The organism is Streptomyces sp. ADI95-16, from assembly GCF_003721495.1.
In the GTDB taxonomy this organism is placed as follows: domain Bacteria; phylum Actinomycetota; class Actinomycetes; order Streptomycetales; family Streptomycetaceae; genus Streptomyces; species Streptomyces goshikiensis.
In genome coordinates this window covers 3,704,235-3,717,458 of sequence record NZ_CP033581.1, presented here as the reverse complement: position 1 = coordinate 3,717,458, position 13,224 = coordinate 3,704,235, and the positions used below count along the sequence as shown (strand labels likewise).

Genomic DNA, 13,224 nt, shown 5'->3' with positions numbered 1-13,224 from the left:
CGGGGTGGGCGGGTCGTTGGGCCGGGCATGAATCCCATCAAGCGCGGCCTCGCCGCCCTGGTCCTGTCCGGTGGCGCCGCCCTCGCCCTGACCCCCGTCGCCGCGCACGCCGCCGGTGAACCCGCCGTCGAGGGGCCCCCGATCACCGCGCGCGTCGGCGACATCGTCGACCACCCCGGCTCCGCCATCCACGACACCAAGACCGCCGTGGGCACGGCCTCGACGGCCGTCGGCTCCGCCGCGCAGGCCACGGGCTCCTCCCTCACGGGCGCCGGCCCGGCCCTCCGCTCCGGGCTCCCCCACGCCCCGAAGGCCGTCTAGCGGCCGCTACTCGCGGGCCGGCGTGGCCCCGGCCTCGCGTTCGAGGCCGATGTACGGTTCGCCGCTGTCCCTGCCGACGTCGAGGCCTTCGTCGGCCGGGGTCGTCGCGTCACGGATGATCGACCGGGCGGGCCCTCCGGCCGTGGAGGTCGTTGAACAGCGCATGACCCTCTGGCTGCTCAACCACCTCAGTACCTCCACGCTCGGCCTCGTCCTCGTCGGCGGCTTCGTCGCCCTCGCCGTCCTCGGCAGCCTCGCCGCCCGCCGCCGCTTCCCGCACCTCGCGGGCGGCGAGCACAACGAGATGGTCGGCGTCGCCCTCGGCATGTTCGGCGCGATCTACGGAATCATCCTCGCGTTCGTCGTCGTCACCCTGTGGACGCAGCTGGAGGACACCCAGACCGTCGTGGCCACCGAGGCCACCGACCTGGCCCTCGTCGTGCGCAGCTCCGAGGCGTTCCCGCCCGCCGACCGCGCCCGCGTCGAACGGGCCGTGGGGGACTACGCCCACGCCGTCGTCGAGGTCCAGTGGCCGCTGATGCGCGAGGGCGAGCCGAGCTACGAGGCGACCGCCCGGCAGACACACGCCATGTACACCGCCCTCCAGGCGTACGAACCCGTCGGCGCGCGCAGCGAGACCTTCTACCAGGAGGCCGCCACGCACCTCAACGACGTCGCGGCGCAGCGCCGGGCCCGCATCATGATGGCCGAAACGTCCCTGCCCGGGCTGTTGCAGGTGCTGGTGTACGGGGGCGCGCTGGTGATCCTTCCGCTGACGTTCCTGTTCGGGCTGCGGAGCCTGCGGATGCAGCTGCTGTTCGTGTCGGCGGTGGCCGGGCTGATCGGCTTCAGCCTGCTGCTGGTGATGGTGCTGGACCGTCCCTTCGCGGGCGAACTGAGCGTCACCCCGGCCCCGTACAAGGAGGCGGCGCTGGCCCAGTTCTGGCCGGCGTCGTAGCCGGTTTCCGTGAACCGCCCGGAACCGCTGATCGAAAAGCAGGTGCGGGTGCGGGCGGGCGCGGCCTAGCTTGAGGCCGTGAGCAGCGACTATCCATTCGCCGACGGGTACAACCTCGTCTGGGACCTGACCGGCTTCGGCGCGGACGAGGAGATAGCGCAGTCCCTCTCTCTGGACCGGGACCAGTTCCTGGAGATCCGGCACCTGTTCGTGCTGGGCGACGATCCCTGGATGGTGGCCGGCGAGTACCACGTGGGGCCGAGCATCTGGCCCCACCTGTGCCGGGCCGTCCCGGGTCTCGTGTTCCAGCGCGATGTGGACTACTTCCTCGGCGCCCGTCAGGCTCTGCCCGACGGGCGCTTTTGGCGTCCGGCGCCCGGTGCGACCTCCCCGGGGCCGGTTCCGCCGCCCTAGCGGGTGACGCCGCTCAGGAACGCGGTCCAGGAGCCGGGCCGGACGGCCAGCTCGGGGCTCGCGGTGAGCTTGGAGTCACGGACGTGGACGGTGTCGGCGCATGAGGCGACCTCGACGCAGTCGTCTCCGTCGCCGCTGCTGTACGTCGACTTGTGCCAGGAGAGAGCCACCTCGACGCAGCTGTCTCCCTGGCTACCGCTGTAACTGCTCTTGAACCACCGGAGCCGGGAGTCGTTCACAGTCTTCCTCGCATTCGCATCAACAGGCCCACGCTGTCAGCGGGGTTGAGTGCCTGGATGCGAAGTTTGGCATACCGCTGCTGGAGGAGGCTGATGTCTCGTGGGTCAGTGAGCACGAGTCCTGTCTGCTGTCCTTCGCTGTAGCCCTTCCACTCGTGCTCATCGGTTTCGAGGAGCTGAAAGGGGCCGTCGGCGCCCGCGTGGATGGGCTGGATCGTCGGCATGATCTGGATGTCGACGTTCGGCAGCTTCGCGCACTCCAGCAGATGGTCGATCAGCTCACGGGTAACCTCCACGCCGCCGGTCTGCCGCTCCAGCAGGTTCTGCTCGATGATGAAGCTGAAAACGATGTACGGGATGCGATGGAGCAGCTTCTGCCGGTCCAGGCGGGCCGCGACGCGAGCCTCGGTCTCCTCCGTCGTGGCCAGCGGAGGGACGTTCGCGATCTGGGCCCGTGCGTATGACTCCGGTTGCAGCAGGCCAGGGATCGACCGGCACTCGTATGTGCAGAGCGCGATCGCGCAGTCCTCCAGCTCCGCCCACCTGCGGAACCAGGAAGCGATGCCCCGGCGCCGGTTCAGGTCCCTCGCCGCGATGTGGATCACGCCGAACGCGTCGAGCGCCTCCTCCGCCCGATGGACGAACTTCGTCGACGGATGTCGTCTGCCCTGCTCGATCGATCCCACGTACTGCACTGAGTACCGGACCAGCGGCGCGAGTTGTTCCTGCGTGATCCCGGCCCGTTTACGGAATGCCTTGACGGTCTCCCCGAAATTCCGGAGATTCTCATCGGGCCTGACCTCGCCGTCGCCGCTGTCGTCGTCGCTCATCATGGCGGTCACCTCCCCGGCGGAAATTCTCACGGACAGTGACTCCGCCTGTCCAGGGAGTGAGCTCGTACAGTTCAAAAGTAGTAGTTGGGGTGCTGGCAACTCGACAGGTCAGGCGGGACGTTGGGCGCCATGACCGCACCCGCCGGCCCCTCCCGGCCCCTCGTACGCGTGTTCACTCAGCGTTTCAGCGCCACCCGCCGGGGTGCCCGGCTCGCCCGGCAGCTGGTGCTCGTCGAGCTGCACGACTGGGGGATCCCGGAGCGGACCCGGGCCTGCGACGACGCCGGGCTGATCGTCGCCGAGCTCGCCGCCAACGCCGTCGTCCACGGCTGGGTTCCCGGGCGGGACTTCGAGCTGCGGATGACGCTCCTGGAGGGGGCGCTGCGCATCGAGGTCTCCGACGCCTGCCAGGAGCGGCGGCCGGAGGTCGCGCCGCGCGCGTACCAGGCCGAGTCGGGGTACGGGCTGCGGCTCGTCGACGCGGTCGCCGCCCGCTGGGGCGTCAGCGACCGCGTCGTCGGCAAGACGGTGTGGGCGGAGCTCACCCTCGGGTGAACTCCGGCCCCCCGGTCAGGAACTCGGCAGCGCCGTCGGCAGCTTGCCCGCGTCGCTCTTCTGGAAGGTGTCGGTGCCGGCGCCTTCCCAGGTGATCTTCAGGCTGGTGGCGTCGACGGAGTCCACCGTGCCCTTGGTGCGCTTGCCGCCGGACGGGCAGACCAGGGTCAGGTCCTTCCCGCTGACGGCGCCCTTGCAGGTCTTGCCGCCGTCGATGACGATCGCCACCGGGCTCTTGACCGTGAGGATGACGATCTCCCCCGGGTTGGCCGCCGAGACCCAGGCGCCGTCCAGGCTGCCGGCCTTCGCTGCCCCGCCCGCGCCGGAGGCGCTCGGCGTACCGGCCGCCGGGGTCGCGGCGGGCTTCTTGTCCGGCGCGGCGCCGTCGGAGTCACCGCCGCTGCCGCAGCCCGTCAGGGCGAGGGCGGCCGCCACCCCGGCGGCGGTGACGCAGACGGCACGGATGTTCTTGAGCACGGGAAATCCCCCTGGTGGAGCGAGTTGATCAGCGGAGCGCAAAGTACCAGGGGCCGCCGCGCGAGGGGTCAGAGGTACTGCGCGAAGCCGTCCAGCACCGGCAGCAGTTCGGCCTCGGTCGCCGACGGCAGCTGGAGGACGACCTCCTCGATGCCGAGCTCCGCGTAGTGCGCCAGCTTGCCCGGGCTCGGCTGGACCGCGTACGGGACCACCTGGAGGGACTTGGGATCCCGGCCCGCCGTCTCCCAGACCTGCCGCAGCGCCGGCAGGGACTCGCTCAGGCCGCCCCCGCCGATCGGGAGCCAGCCGTCGCCGTGGTCGGCGATCGCGGCGAACAGCTTCGGGCCGGCCGCGCCGCCGAGCAGCGTGCGCGGGCCGTGCAGGGCGAGCCCGCCGCCGAGATCGCGCGGGGCCCGCACCGGCTTGGGGTACGCCGAGCTCGCCTGGACGGAGGAGAACTGGCCCACGTACGCGGTGGGTTCCGGCGCCCACAGCGCCCGCATCAGCGCCATCTTGTCCCGGACCAGTTCGCGGCGGGTGCGCCACTCGACGCCGTGGTCGGCGGCCTCCTCGACGTTCCAGCCGTAGCCGACGCCGAGGGTGAGGCGGCCGCCGGAGAGGTGGTCCAGCGTGGCGGCCTGCTTCGCGAGGCCGATCGGGTCGTGCTGCGCGACCAGCGTGATGCCGGTGCCCAGCCCCAGCCGCTCGGTCACGGCGGCGGCCTGCCCGAGGGCGACGAAGGGGTCGAGGGTGCGCCCGTACATCTGCGGCAGCTCGCCGCCCATGGGGGCGGGGGTCTCGCGGGAGACGGGGATGTGCGTGTGTTCGGGCAGGTAGAGGCCGCAGAAGCCGCGCTCTTCGAGCGTCCGGGCGAGGCCGATGGGGGAGATGGTGCGGTCGGTGAGGAAGATGGTCGCGGCGATCCGCATGGGCGATGGCACCTCCGATACGTGGAGCGGCCAACGTACGGCGTTCCGCCTACGGGTGACAGGGGGCGAGCGAGGGAGTGGCGGGCATGGGCGACTGGACGGACGCGAAGACCATCACGGTGCCGGAGCGGCTGCACGGGTATCCGGGCGTGGCGTTCGGCGGGTACGTGGCCGGGGTCCTGGCGGGCCGGGTGGACGCGGCGGCGGTACGGGTGGACTTCCGGCGGCCGGTGCCGACCGGGACGGCGGTGTCGTTCGCCGGTGCCCCGGACGGCGGCAGCGCGCTGATGGACGGGGAGCTGCTGCTGGCCGCCGCCGCCCCGGCGCCGTGGGAGGCCGGGGAACTGCCCGGGGCGCCGTCCTGGGAGGAGGCGTCGGCGGCGGCCGAGGCGTACCGGGCGGCGCCGCCCGAGGGGCAGGTCGACTGCTTCGGGTGCGGGCTGGACCGGACCCCGGGGACGGGGCTGCGGCTGCACTGCGGGCAGGTGGCCGGGCGGGACCTGGTCGCCACGGCGTGGACGCCGGGCGCGGAACTCGCCACGGCCGCGGGCGTGCTGCCGGACGAGCTGGTGTGGGGGGCGCTGGACTGCCCGGGGAACGCGGCCGGCCGGCTGCTCGACGGGCGGCCCGCCGGGGCGGTGACGGCGGCGCTCACCGCGCGGCTGCTGCGGCCGGTGCCGGTCCTCGCGGGGGCGGGGCTGGTCTCGTACTCCTGGATGCGGGAGAGCGGGGGCCGCAAGTACACCGTCGGGACGGCGCTGGCCACCGCGGCGGGGGAACTCTGCGCGGTGGGCGAGGCGCTGTGGGTGGTGCCGCGCGGGTAGCGCCCCGTACGGCGGACGGGCGGCGGTCAGCCGCGGGGGTAGCGGGCGAGCCAGGCCGGGGTGATGAGGGCCGGGCCGTGGAGGGCGGGGCCCTGGGTCATCTCCAGGGCGAGGTCGTCGGCCAGTTCCAGGACGGCGGCGCGGCCTTCGAGCGCGGTGAGCCAGGCGGGCGGCAGGGCGGTCTCGCCGTGCAGCGCGCCGAGCAGGGCCCCGCAGAGCGCGCCGGTGGCGGTGGAGTCGCCGCCCTGGTTGACGGCGAGGCGCAGGCCGTGCGGGACGTCCTCGGCGACCAGGGCGCAGTAGACGGCGACGGCGAGGGCGTCCTCGGCGCCCCGGCCGTCGCCCGAGGCGAGGGAAGCGACGGCCTCGGGCCCGGGGGCGGCGCCGGTGACGGCGGAGGCCGCGCGAAGGAGGGCGTCCGTGACGGGCTGGTGTCCCGGGCGGGCGCCGAGCAGGCCGAGGGCGCGCTGCACGGCGGCGTCGAGGGGCTCGCCCCGGGTCAGGCCGTGCACGATCACGGCGAAGGCCCCGGCGGAGAGGTACGCGGTGGGATGGCCGTGGCTCTGGACGGCGCACTCCACAGCGAGCTGGAGGACCAGGGCGGGCTCCCAGCCGACCAGCAGCCCGAACGGCGCCGAGCGGGCGGCGGCGGCCGCGTCGCGGGCGGTGGGGTTCTTCGGCTGGTCCAGGGTGGCGAGGGTGTCGTCGGCGAAGCCGGTCAGGCAGGGCCGGCCGGGGCCGCGGCGGGCGTAGAGCCACTCCTCGCGGGCCAGCCAGCCGTTGTCCGCGCGCCGCTCGTCGGGGCCCCAGTCGCGCTGGGTCGCGGCCCAGCGGAGGTAGGCGCGGTGGACGTCGGTGGGCGGGTGCCAGGTGCCGGTGTCGCGGCGTACGTGGGCGCGGATGAGGCCGTCGACGGTGAAGAGGGTGAGCTGGGTGGCGGCGGTGACGGCGCCGCGGCGGCCGTAGGCGGGGGCCAGTTCGGTCAGGCCCCGCGGGCCGTGGGTTTCGCGGATGCCGTTCAGGGAGAGACCGGCGACGGGCGCGCCGAGGGCGTCGCCGATGGCGGAGCCGAGGAGGGCGCCGCGGACGCGGCTACGGAAGTCCTGCTGCTCGGCCCGCCCCCAGAGCACGGGGGCGGAGGCCCCCGTCGCCGCCGCACCCGCCGTACGCCCCGCCCCGCCCGCCGCCGGTGCGCCTGCCGCGCCCGCCGCCGGTGCGCCTGCCGCGCTCGTCGTCGCCGCGCCCGTCGCCGTCGCCACGCCCGTCGCCGTCGCGCTTACCGTGCCCGTGGCGCCCGCCGCCGGTGCCCCCGCCGCGTCCGTCGTCGCCGTCGAGCCCGTCGCCGTCGCCGGTGCGCCCGCCGTGCCCGCCGTCGCCGTCGCCGGTGCGCCCGCCGTGCCCGCCGTCGCCGTCGCCGCCGCGCTCGCCGCGCCCGCCGTCGCCGGTGCGCCCGCCGCGCCGGCCGCGCCCGTCGCCGTCGTCGTGTCCATGCCGATCCTCCCCCGCTGGCTCTGGCGCGCACTGTAGTGGACATGCCCGATCAGATCCGGAAGGAGAAGGACACGCCGACTGATTCTCGTCACGTAATGATCAGATGGCACGTTTTGCCACTGTCCGTCGATCCGGTTGTTTTCGGCCACGCCTCGTTCACGTGAGGTTTCCCCCGGGGGCCCAGCCTCATCGGCATGAAGAAGGCACTCCTCGCCGCGACCGTCGTCGCCTCCGCGCTCACCGCATCCCTGGTCGCGGCCCCCGCCGCCACGGCCGCCACCGCCTCCGGCCGGGACGGCCGCCCCGCCATCCCGTTCACCGAGGCCGCCGTCACCGCCGGAGCCGACGGCTCCTACACGCTGACGTGGAACGCCAAGGGCGCCGCACGCGTCGCGATCAAGGCGAACGGCAAGGTCGTGGCCAAGGGCGGCGCCCAAGGCCGGGCCGTGGTCAAGGGGCTGCCCGCCGCCGACCGCCAGTGGTTCGACTTCACGCCCGAGCGCGGCCAGCGCCTGCGCCTCGCCGACCGGCTGATCGCGCTGGAGGGCACCGCCAACTTCCGTGACGCGGGCGGCTACCGCACCACCAACGGCCAGTGGGTCAAGATGGGCCAGATCTACCGCTCGGACGCCCTGAACAAGCTCACCGCCAACGACCTCGCCAAGCTCCGGCGGCTGCGCGTCAAGACCGTCTTCGACCTGCGCATGCAGGACGAGCGGACCAAGGACGCCGACAAGGTCCCGGCCGGCGCGCGGTACGCCGTCGCCGACGTCTTCGCGGGCTCCCCGTCCTTCCAGACCCTGCCGAAGTCCCCGGACGAGGCCGTCAAGAGCATGATCGACGCCGAGAAGACCATGGTCAGCGGCGACGGCGGCAAGAAGGCGTACGCGCAGGTCTTCGAGGGCGTCCAGAACGACCGCGGCCGCTCCGTCCTCTTCCACTGCACCGCCGGCAAGGACCGCACGGGCTGGGCGAACGCCACCCTGCTGACCGCCCTCGGCGTCCCGCAGGAGACGGTCATGGCCGACTACCTGGCCAGCAACGACTACCGCGAGGCCGCCAACGACGCGATCCTCTCGCACCTCCCGGCCGCCCAGGCCGCCGTCTACAAGCCGCTCCTCGACGTCCGCCCCGAGTACCTGAACTCCGGCTACGACGAGGTCAAGGCCACGTACGGCACCTTCGACCGCTACCTGAAGGACGGGCTCGGCATCGACGCCCGCGAGCTGAAGGAGCTGAAGCGGGACCTGCTCGTCGGCTGACGCCGCTCGAAGCGGGCGAGGGCCCGGCCGGACAACCCCGGGCCGGGCCCTTTCCGTACGCGCCGGCCGTACGCGTCGGCCGTACGCCTCGGCCGCGCCGTCAGTCCAGTACGGGCAGCAGCTCCGGCAGGTGCCCGTCCGAGGCCGCGGCCGCCCGCTGCCGTTCCTGCGGCACCTCCCCGTACAGCGTCGTACGGGCCTTCGCGGGCCGCCCGGCCGCCTCGGCGACCGCGATCAGGTCCCGCACCGACTTGTACGAGCCGTAACTCGATCCGGCCATCCGCGAGATGGTCTCCTCCATCAGAGTCCCGCCGAGGTCGTTCGCACCCGAGCGCAGCATCTCGGCCGCGCCCTCCGCGCCCAGCTTCACCCAGCTCGTCTGGATGTTGGTGATGTGCGGGTGCAGCAGGATCCGGGCCATCGCCGTCACCGCCCGGTTGTCGCGGACCGTCGGGCCCGGGCGGGCGATGCCCGCGAGGTAGACCGGGGCGTTGGTGTGGATGAACGGGAGCGTCACGAACTCCGTGAACCCGCCCGTCCGCTGCTGGATCCGGGCCAGCGTGCGGAAGTGGCCGAGCCAGTGCCGGGGCTGGTCCACGTGCCCGTACATCATGGTCGACGAGGAGCGGATGCCCAGCTCGTGCGCCGTGGTGATCACGTCGATCCAGTCCGCCGTGGGCAGCTTGCCCTTGGTCAGCACCCAGCGGACCTCGTCGTCCAGGATCTCCGCCGCCGTGCCCGGGATCGAGTCCAGCCCGGCCTCCTTCGCCGCCGTCAGCCAGTCCCGTACCGACATGCCCGTCCGCGTCGCGCCGTTGACGACCTCCATCGGCGAGAACGCGTGCACGTGCATCCCCGGGACCCGCTCCTTCACCGCCCGCGCGATGTCGAAGTACGCCGTGCCCGGCAGGTCCGGGTGGATGCCGCCCTGCATGCAGACCTCGACCGCGCCCACGTCCCACGCCTGGGCCGCGCGGTCCGCGACCTGGTCCAGGGAGAGGGTGTACGCGTCCGCGTCCGTACGGCGCTGCGCGAAGGCGCAGAACCGGCAGCCGGTGTAACAGACGTTGGTGAAGTTGATGTTCCGCGTCACGATGTACGTGACCTCGTCGCCCACCACCGACTTGCGCAGGTCGTCCGCGATCCGGCACAGCGCGTCCAGCGCCGGGCCGTCCGCGTGCAGCAGGGCGAGGGCCTGGTCGTCGCTCAGCTTCGTCGGATCGTCCGCGGCCTGCGCGAGGGCCGCCCGTACGTCGGTGTCGATGCGCTGCGCCACCATGCCGGGGGCCGCCGCCTCGCGCAGCGCCTCCCAGTCGCCGTAGACGTGGTCGAAGTCCTCGCGGCGGTCACCGGTGCGGCCCTCGGTGTCGATGGCGCTGTGCAGGTCGGTGCGCCCGTACGCGGTGAAACCCTCGTCGGGCTCCTGCCACGGACGGCCCTCCACGGCCGCCGACTCGTCCGCCAGCCCGGTTTCGGGGTCGGCCAGCGCGCGTACGTGCGGCAGCAGGCGGGGATCCAGCCACGGCTCGCCGCGCTGGAGGAACTCTGGGTAGATGGTGAGCCGCTCGCGCAGCGCGAAGCCCGCGGCGGCGGTGCGCTCCGCCAGCTCCTCGATGTGCGGCCAGGGCCGCTCCGGGTTGACGTGGTCGGGGGTGAGCGGCGAGACCCCGCCCCAGTCGTCGATGCCGGCGCCGATCAGCAGGGCGTACTCGGCGTCGACCAGGTTCGGCGGGGCCTGGATGCGGGCCGACGGGCCGAGGATGTGACGGGCCACGGCGATGGCGGCGGCCAGCTCCTCCAGCTCGGCGTCCGGCATGCCGCGCATGGCTGTGTCGGGCTTGGCCCGGAAGTTCTGGACGATGACTTCCTGGATGCCGTGGTAGCTGCGCTGGATCCGGCGCAGCTCGAAGAAGGCGTCGGCGCGCTCCTCGTAGGACTCGCCGATGCCGATCAGGACCCCGGTGGTGAACGGCACGTTGGAGCGGCCCGCGTCCTCAAGGACGCGCAGCCGGACGGCCGGGTCCTTGTCGGGGGAGCCGTGGTGGGGGCCGCCGGGCTCGGACCACAGACGGGTGGCGGTGGTCTCCAGCATCATCCCCATCGACGGCGCGACGGGCTTGAGGCGCTGGAGATCGGACCAGGACAGCACCCCGGGGTTGAGGTGGGGGAGCAGCCCCGTCTCCTCCAGGACCCGGATGGCCATCGCCCGTACGTAGGCGAGGGTGTCGTCGTAGCCGTGCGCGTCGAGCCACTCGCGGGCCTCGGGCCAGCGGTCCTCGGGGCGGTCGCCGAGGGTGAACAGGGCTTCCTTGCAGCCCATGGCCGCGCCCTGGCGGGCGATGTCGAGGACCTCGTCCGGGGAGAGGTACATGCCGTGGCCGGCCTTGCGGAGCTTGCCGGGGACGGTGACGAAGGTGCAGTAGTGGCACTTGTCGCGACAGAGGCGGGTGAGCGGGATGAAGACCTTGCGCGAGTACGTGATGACGCCGGGCCGCCCGGCGGCCGCGAGGCCGGCGTCACGCACCCGGGCGGCCGAGGCGGCGAGGTCGGTGAGGGCCTCGCCGCGCGCCCGCAGGAGCACGGCAGCCTCGGTCGCGTCGAGCGCGACGCCGTCGCGGGCCCGCCGGAGCGCGCGGCGCATCGCGTTGTCGGTCGGAGCGTCACTCGGAGTGGTCATGGGCCGAGCATACGATCCGCTCGTGCGGGGGCGGAGCGGGTCACCGCATCAGCTCACCGGCGTTGACCAGCAGCGACTGGCCGGTTATCGCCCTGGCCCGGTCCGAGGCGAGGAACACGGCGGCGTCGGCGACGTCCCCGTCGGTGGCGAGGTCGGGCAGCGCCATCCGCTCGGTGAGACGGGCGTGCACCTCGGCCTCGGGGACGCCCTCGGTGTGGGCGGTGAAGGTGACGAACGCCTGCACCGGCGGCCCCCACATCCAGCCGGGCAGCACGGTGTTGACCCGGATCCGGTGCGGGCCGAGCTCGCGGGCCATCGAGTACATCGCGGAGGTCAGCGCGCCCTTGGAAGCGGCGTAGGCGGCCTGCCACACCTCGTTGGGGGCGGCCACGGCGGACTGGGTGCCGATGATGACGACGGACCCGCCACCGGCCTCCTTGAGCGCGGGCAGGCACGCGCGGGTCATCCTCAGCGTGCCGAGCAGGTTGACGTCGATGATCTGCTGCCAGGTCCCGAAGTCGGCGTCTTCGAGCCCGCCGAAGTACGAGTCCCAGGCCGCGACGTGCACGACGGCGTCGACCCCGCCGAAGCGCTCCCGCGCGAGGGCGGCCAGGGCCTCGCACTGCGCCTCGTCGGCGATGTCGGTGGGCAGGTGGGCGGTGTGGGCCCCGTCGGGGTCGATCTCGGTGGCGGACTTGACCAGGTTCGCCTCGGTCCGCGCCCCGAGCACGGCGTTCCCCCCGTCCCGCACGACGGCGGCGGCCACCTGATGCCCGAGCCCGGCCCCGACGCCGGAGACGATGACGGTCTTCCCTCGCAACAACGGCATGACGGTGCCTCCGGTGGGCGGACTCAGTAGATCTGACGGCGCGTCAGAATATGGCGTCCACCGGAAGGAGGGAAGGCCCAGGCGCGGCGGGGACGCCCGTGGGGCGGGGTGGGGGTGTGCGGGGTCCGCGCGGGGCGGGATGGGGACGGCGGCGGGTGCGCCCGTCGGGCGGGGTGGGGCTGTGCGGGGTCCGCGCGGGGCGGGGTAGGGACGGCGGCGGCGGTGCCCGTCGGGCGGGGTGGGGCTGTGCGGGGTCCGCGCGGGGCGGGATGGGGACGGCGGCGGCGGTGCCCGTCGGGCGGGGTGGGGCTGTGCGGGGTCCGCGCGGGGCGGGATGGGGACGGCGGCGGCGGTGCCCGTCGGGCGGGGTGGGGCTGTGCGGGGTCCGCGCGGGGCGGGATGGGGACGGCGGCGGCGGTGCCCGTCGGGCGGGGTGGGGCTGTGCGGGGTCCACCGGACCGGAATCGGACAGTGCTGGGGGCTTCCCGCCAGTCTCACTGTCCTTCCGGTTCGGTCCGCCCTGTCAAGGGCGCTCACTGCGTTCGCGTCGCTTCGCGATGGCCTTCGGCCACCCTTGACAGCCCGGCCCGCCCCGGAATGCCAAAGACTGTCGGGAACCCCCCAAAGAGACGGTCAGGGGGGAACTGAACCACCAAGCCATCGCGAAACGCCCGACCGGGACCCGTGCATAGCGGAAACGCCGCCCTTCGGTCGGGAACCCTTCCGAACCTGCACCAAACGGTGTCCAGATCAACCAAGGCAGCGGTCAGGCGCCCCAGATCGCTACCCGCCTGCCTCTCGGCTTGGCGGCTGCCGCCCGTCTGTGGCTGGGCATAAGCCGCCCATGCTCGGAACACAGCGGCGACCGGTCGGCGGCCGCAGGTAGTCGGGTGGTGTGGCCTGAGGCGGTCGGATGCGTCATTTCATGCAGGTTGGAGGCCATCGGACCTCCAGAGACCCCAATCCCACCCCAATCCCACCCCAATCCTGTCCGGATCGGGGTGGTTTGGTGGGTGGGTGTGGGCTGTCTGGTCGCCCTGACCGCAATCCAGGCTGATCTCTTCGTCTTCTGGCTACAAGAAGCCACAGACAAGCCGCAGCCGCGTGAGGTGAGGAGCATGCCGGGGCCGTGGGCGGCTTATGTCCAGCCACAGACAAGCCGCAGCCGCGTGAGGTGAGGAGCATGCCGGGGCCGTGGGCGGCTTATGTCCAGCCGCAGACGGGCCGCAGCCGCGTGGGGCGAGAAGTGCGTGGCAAGTGTGGGCGGCTTGTGTTCAGCCACGGCCGGTCCGCAGCCGCTGAGCCGAGTGGTAGGCGGGTAGCGATCTGATGCGCGCTGGGCCCCCTTCGCTGCGCTCGGGGCTCCGCCCTGAACCCCGCGCCTCAAACGCCGGCGAGGCTGAAGCGCGGGGCCA

At 73.3% G+C, this 13,224-nt stretch carries 15 protein-coding genes; 7 read left to right on the top strand and 8 right to left on the bottom strand.

Features of this window, described 5'->3' with window-relative positions; translation table 11 throughout:
• The first annotated feature begins 27 nt into the window (after nucleotides 1–27).
• Nucleotides 28–321 carry a hypothetical protein gene (locus EES41_RS16235; protein WP_123079103.1) on the top strand — a complete coding sequence of 98 codons (294 nt, stop codon included), beginning with the start codon at nucleotides 28–30 and terminating at the stop codon, nucleotides 319–321.
• 6 nt (nucleotides 322–327) lie between these two features.
• Here EES41_RS16235 and EES41_RS41440 read toward each other — a convergent pair whose 3' ends face one another.
• A complete protein-coding gene (locus tag EES41_RS41440) occupies nucleotides 328–486 on the bottom strand; it encodes a hypothetical protein (protein WP_164495857.1) in 159 nt (52 codons plus the stop codon).
• Between EES41_RS41440 and EES41_RS16230 the strand changes: the two genes are divergently transcribed.
• Together EES41_RS16230 and EES41_RS16225 are read left to right on the top strand one after the other, a co-directional pair.
• The gene (locus EES41_RS16230) at nucleotides 485–1,279 is read left to right on the top strand and encodes a DUF4239 domain-containing protein (protein WP_123079101.1); all 795 of its coding nucleotides are present in this window, start codon (nucleotides 485–487) and stop codon (nucleotides 1,277–1,279) included. The two genes, EES41_RS41440 and EES41_RS16230, sit on opposite strands and share 2 nt — an antisense overlap.
• A gap of 78 nt (nucleotides 1,280–1,357) precedes the next feature.
• Nucleotides 1,358–1,693, top strand: a complete 336-nt coding sequence (locus EES41_RS16225) for a hypothetical protein (protein ID WP_008740696.1) — start codon at nucleotides 1,358–1,360, stop codon at nucleotides 1,691–1,693.
• On the opposite strand, the gene EES41_RS16220 is transcribed toward EES41_RS16225, so the two are convergent.
• Together EES41_RS16220 and EES41_RS16215 are read right to left on the bottom strand one after the other, a co-directional pair.
• A complete protein-coding gene (locus EES41_RS16220; protein ID WP_123079099.1) occupies nucleotides 1,690–1,932 on the bottom strand; it encodes a DUF397 domain-containing protein in 243 nt (80 codons plus the stop codon). The two genes, EES41_RS16225 and EES41_RS16220, sit on opposite strands and share 4 nt — an antisense overlap.
• A complete protein-coding gene (locus tag EES41_RS16215; protein ID WP_123082506.1) occupies nucleotides 1,929–2,762 on the bottom strand; it encodes a helix-turn-helix transcriptional regulator in 834 nt (277 codons plus the stop codon). The genes EES41_RS16220 and EES41_RS16215 overlap by 4 nt, the downstream gene beginning before the upstream one ends.
• A gap of 132 nt (nucleotides 2,763–2,894) precedes the next feature.
• Between EES41_RS16215 and EES41_RS16210 the strand changes: the two genes are divergently transcribed.
• Nucleotides 2,895–3,320, top strand: a complete 426-nt coding sequence (locus EES41_RS16210; RefSeq protein WP_123079097.1) for an ATP-binding protein — start codon at nucleotides 2,895–2,897, stop codon at nucleotides 3,318–3,320.
• Nucleotides 3,321–3,335: 15 nt separating this feature from the next.
• Here the strand turns inward: EES41_RS16210 and EES41_RS16205 are convergent, their stop codons facing one another.
• Entirely contained in the window at nucleotides 3,336–3,797 is a 462-nt protein-coding gene (locus EES41_RS16205) for a hypothetical protein (protein WP_229895552.1), read from the bottom strand.
• 68 nt (nucleotides 3,798–3,865) lie between these two features.
• On the bottom strand, nucleotides 3,866–4,726 hold the full coding sequence (locus tag EES41_RS16200) for a TIGR03619 family F420-dependent LLM class oxidoreductase (RefSeq protein ID WP_123079095.1): 861 nt from the start codon (nucleotides 4,724–4,726) through the stop codon (nucleotides 3,866–3,868).
• Nucleotides 4,727–4,812: 86 nt separating this feature from the next.
• On the opposite strand from EES41_RS16200, the gene EES41_RS16195 reads away from it, so the two are divergent.
• Complete coding sequence (locus tag EES41_RS16195) at nucleotides 4,813–5,550, top strand: hypothetical protein (RefSeq protein WP_254211468.1); 738 nt, start codon at nucleotides 4,813–4,815, stop codon at nucleotides 5,548–5,550.
• A gap of 26 nt (nucleotides 5,551–5,576) precedes the next feature.
• On the opposite strand, the gene EES41_RS16190 is transcribed toward EES41_RS16195, so the two are convergent.
• Complete coding sequence (locus EES41_RS16190) at nucleotides 5,577–6,680, bottom strand: ADP-ribosylglycohydrolase family protein (protein WP_254211765.1); 1,104 nt, start codon at nucleotides 6,678–6,680, stop codon at nucleotides 5,577–5,579.
• A gap of 157 nt (nucleotides 6,681–6,837) precedes the next feature.
• Here EES41_RS16190 and EES41_RS42335 point away from each other — a divergent pair, with 157 nt between their 5' ends.
• Both EES41_RS42335 and EES41_RS16185 read left to right on the top strand, forming a co-directional pair.
• Nucleotides 6,838–7,077, top strand: coding sequence for a hypothetical protein (locus EES41_RS42335; RefSeq protein WP_216827259.1), 240 nt, complete (start codon nucleotides 6,838–6,840; stop codon nucleotides 7,075–7,077).
• Between the two features lie 158 nt (nucleotides 7,078–7,235).
• Complete coding sequence (locus tag EES41_RS16185) at nucleotides 7,236–8,303, top strand: tyrosine-protein phosphatase (protein ID WP_123079091.1); 1,068 nt, start codon at nucleotides 7,236–7,238, stop codon at nucleotides 8,301–8,303.
• A 100-nt stretch (nucleotides 8,304–8,403) separates the two neighbouring features.
• Here EES41_RS16185 and EES41_RS16180 read toward each other — a convergent pair whose 3' ends face one another.
• On the bottom strand, nucleotides 8,404–10,980 hold the full coding sequence (locus EES41_RS16180; RefSeq protein WP_123079089.1) for a bifunctional FO biosynthesis protein CofGH: 2,577 nt from the start codon (nucleotides 10,978–10,980) through the stop codon (nucleotides 8,404–8,406).
• A gap of 40 nt (nucleotides 10,981–11,020) precedes the next feature.
• Nucleotides 11,021–11,809: an SDR family oxidoreductase gene (locus EES41_RS16175; protein WP_123079087.1), complete on the bottom strand. Its 789-nt coding sequence runs from the start codon at nucleotides 11,807–11,809 to the stop codon at nucleotides 11,021–11,023.
• Nucleotides 11,810–13,224 lie beyond the last annotated feature (1,415 nt).

Excerpts from the sequence above, each read along its gene's own strand:
- EES41_RS16235 (WP_123079103.1), top strand. The coding sequence starts at position 28 with ATGAATCCCATCAAGCGCGGCCTCGCCGCCCTGGTCCTGTCCGGTGGC.
- EES41_RS41440 (WP_164495857.1), bottom strand. The coding sequence starts at position 486 with ATGCGCTGTTCAACGACCTCCACGGCCGGAGGGCCCGCCCGGTCGATC.
- EES41_RS16175 (WP_123079087.1), bottom strand. The coding sequence starts at position 11,809 with ATGCCGTTGTTGCGAGGGAAGACCGTCATCGTCTCCGGCGTCGGGGCC.
- EES41_RS16200 (WP_123079095.1), bottom strand. The coding sequence starts at position 4,726 with ATGCGGATCGCCGCGACCATCTTCCTCACCGACCGCACCATCTCCCCC.
- EES41_RS16195 (WP_254211468.1), top strand. The coding sequence starts at position 4,813 with ATGGGCGACTGGACGGACGCGAAGACCATCACGGTGCCGGAGCGGCTG.
- EES41_RS16210 (WP_123079097.1), top strand. The coding sequence starts at position 2,895 with ATGACCGCACCCGCCGGCCCCTCCCGGCCCCTCGTACGCGTGTTCACT.
- EES41_RS16185 (WP_123079091.1), top strand. The coding sequence starts at position 7,236 with ATGAAGAAGGCACTCCTCGCCGCGACCGTCGTCGCCTCCGCGCTCACC.
- EES41_RS16215 (WP_123082506.1), bottom strand. The coding sequence starts at position 2,762 with ATGAGCGACGACGACAGCGGCGACGGCGAGGTCAGGCCCGATGAGAAT.
- EES41_RS16230 (WP_123079101.1), top strand. The coding sequence starts at position 485 with ATGACCCTCTGGCTGCTCAACCACCTCAGTACCTCCACGCTCGGCCTC.
- EES41_RS16180 (WP_123079089.1), bottom strand. The coding sequence starts at position 10,980 with ATGACCACTCCGAGTGACGCTCCGACCGACAACGCGATGCGCCGCGCG.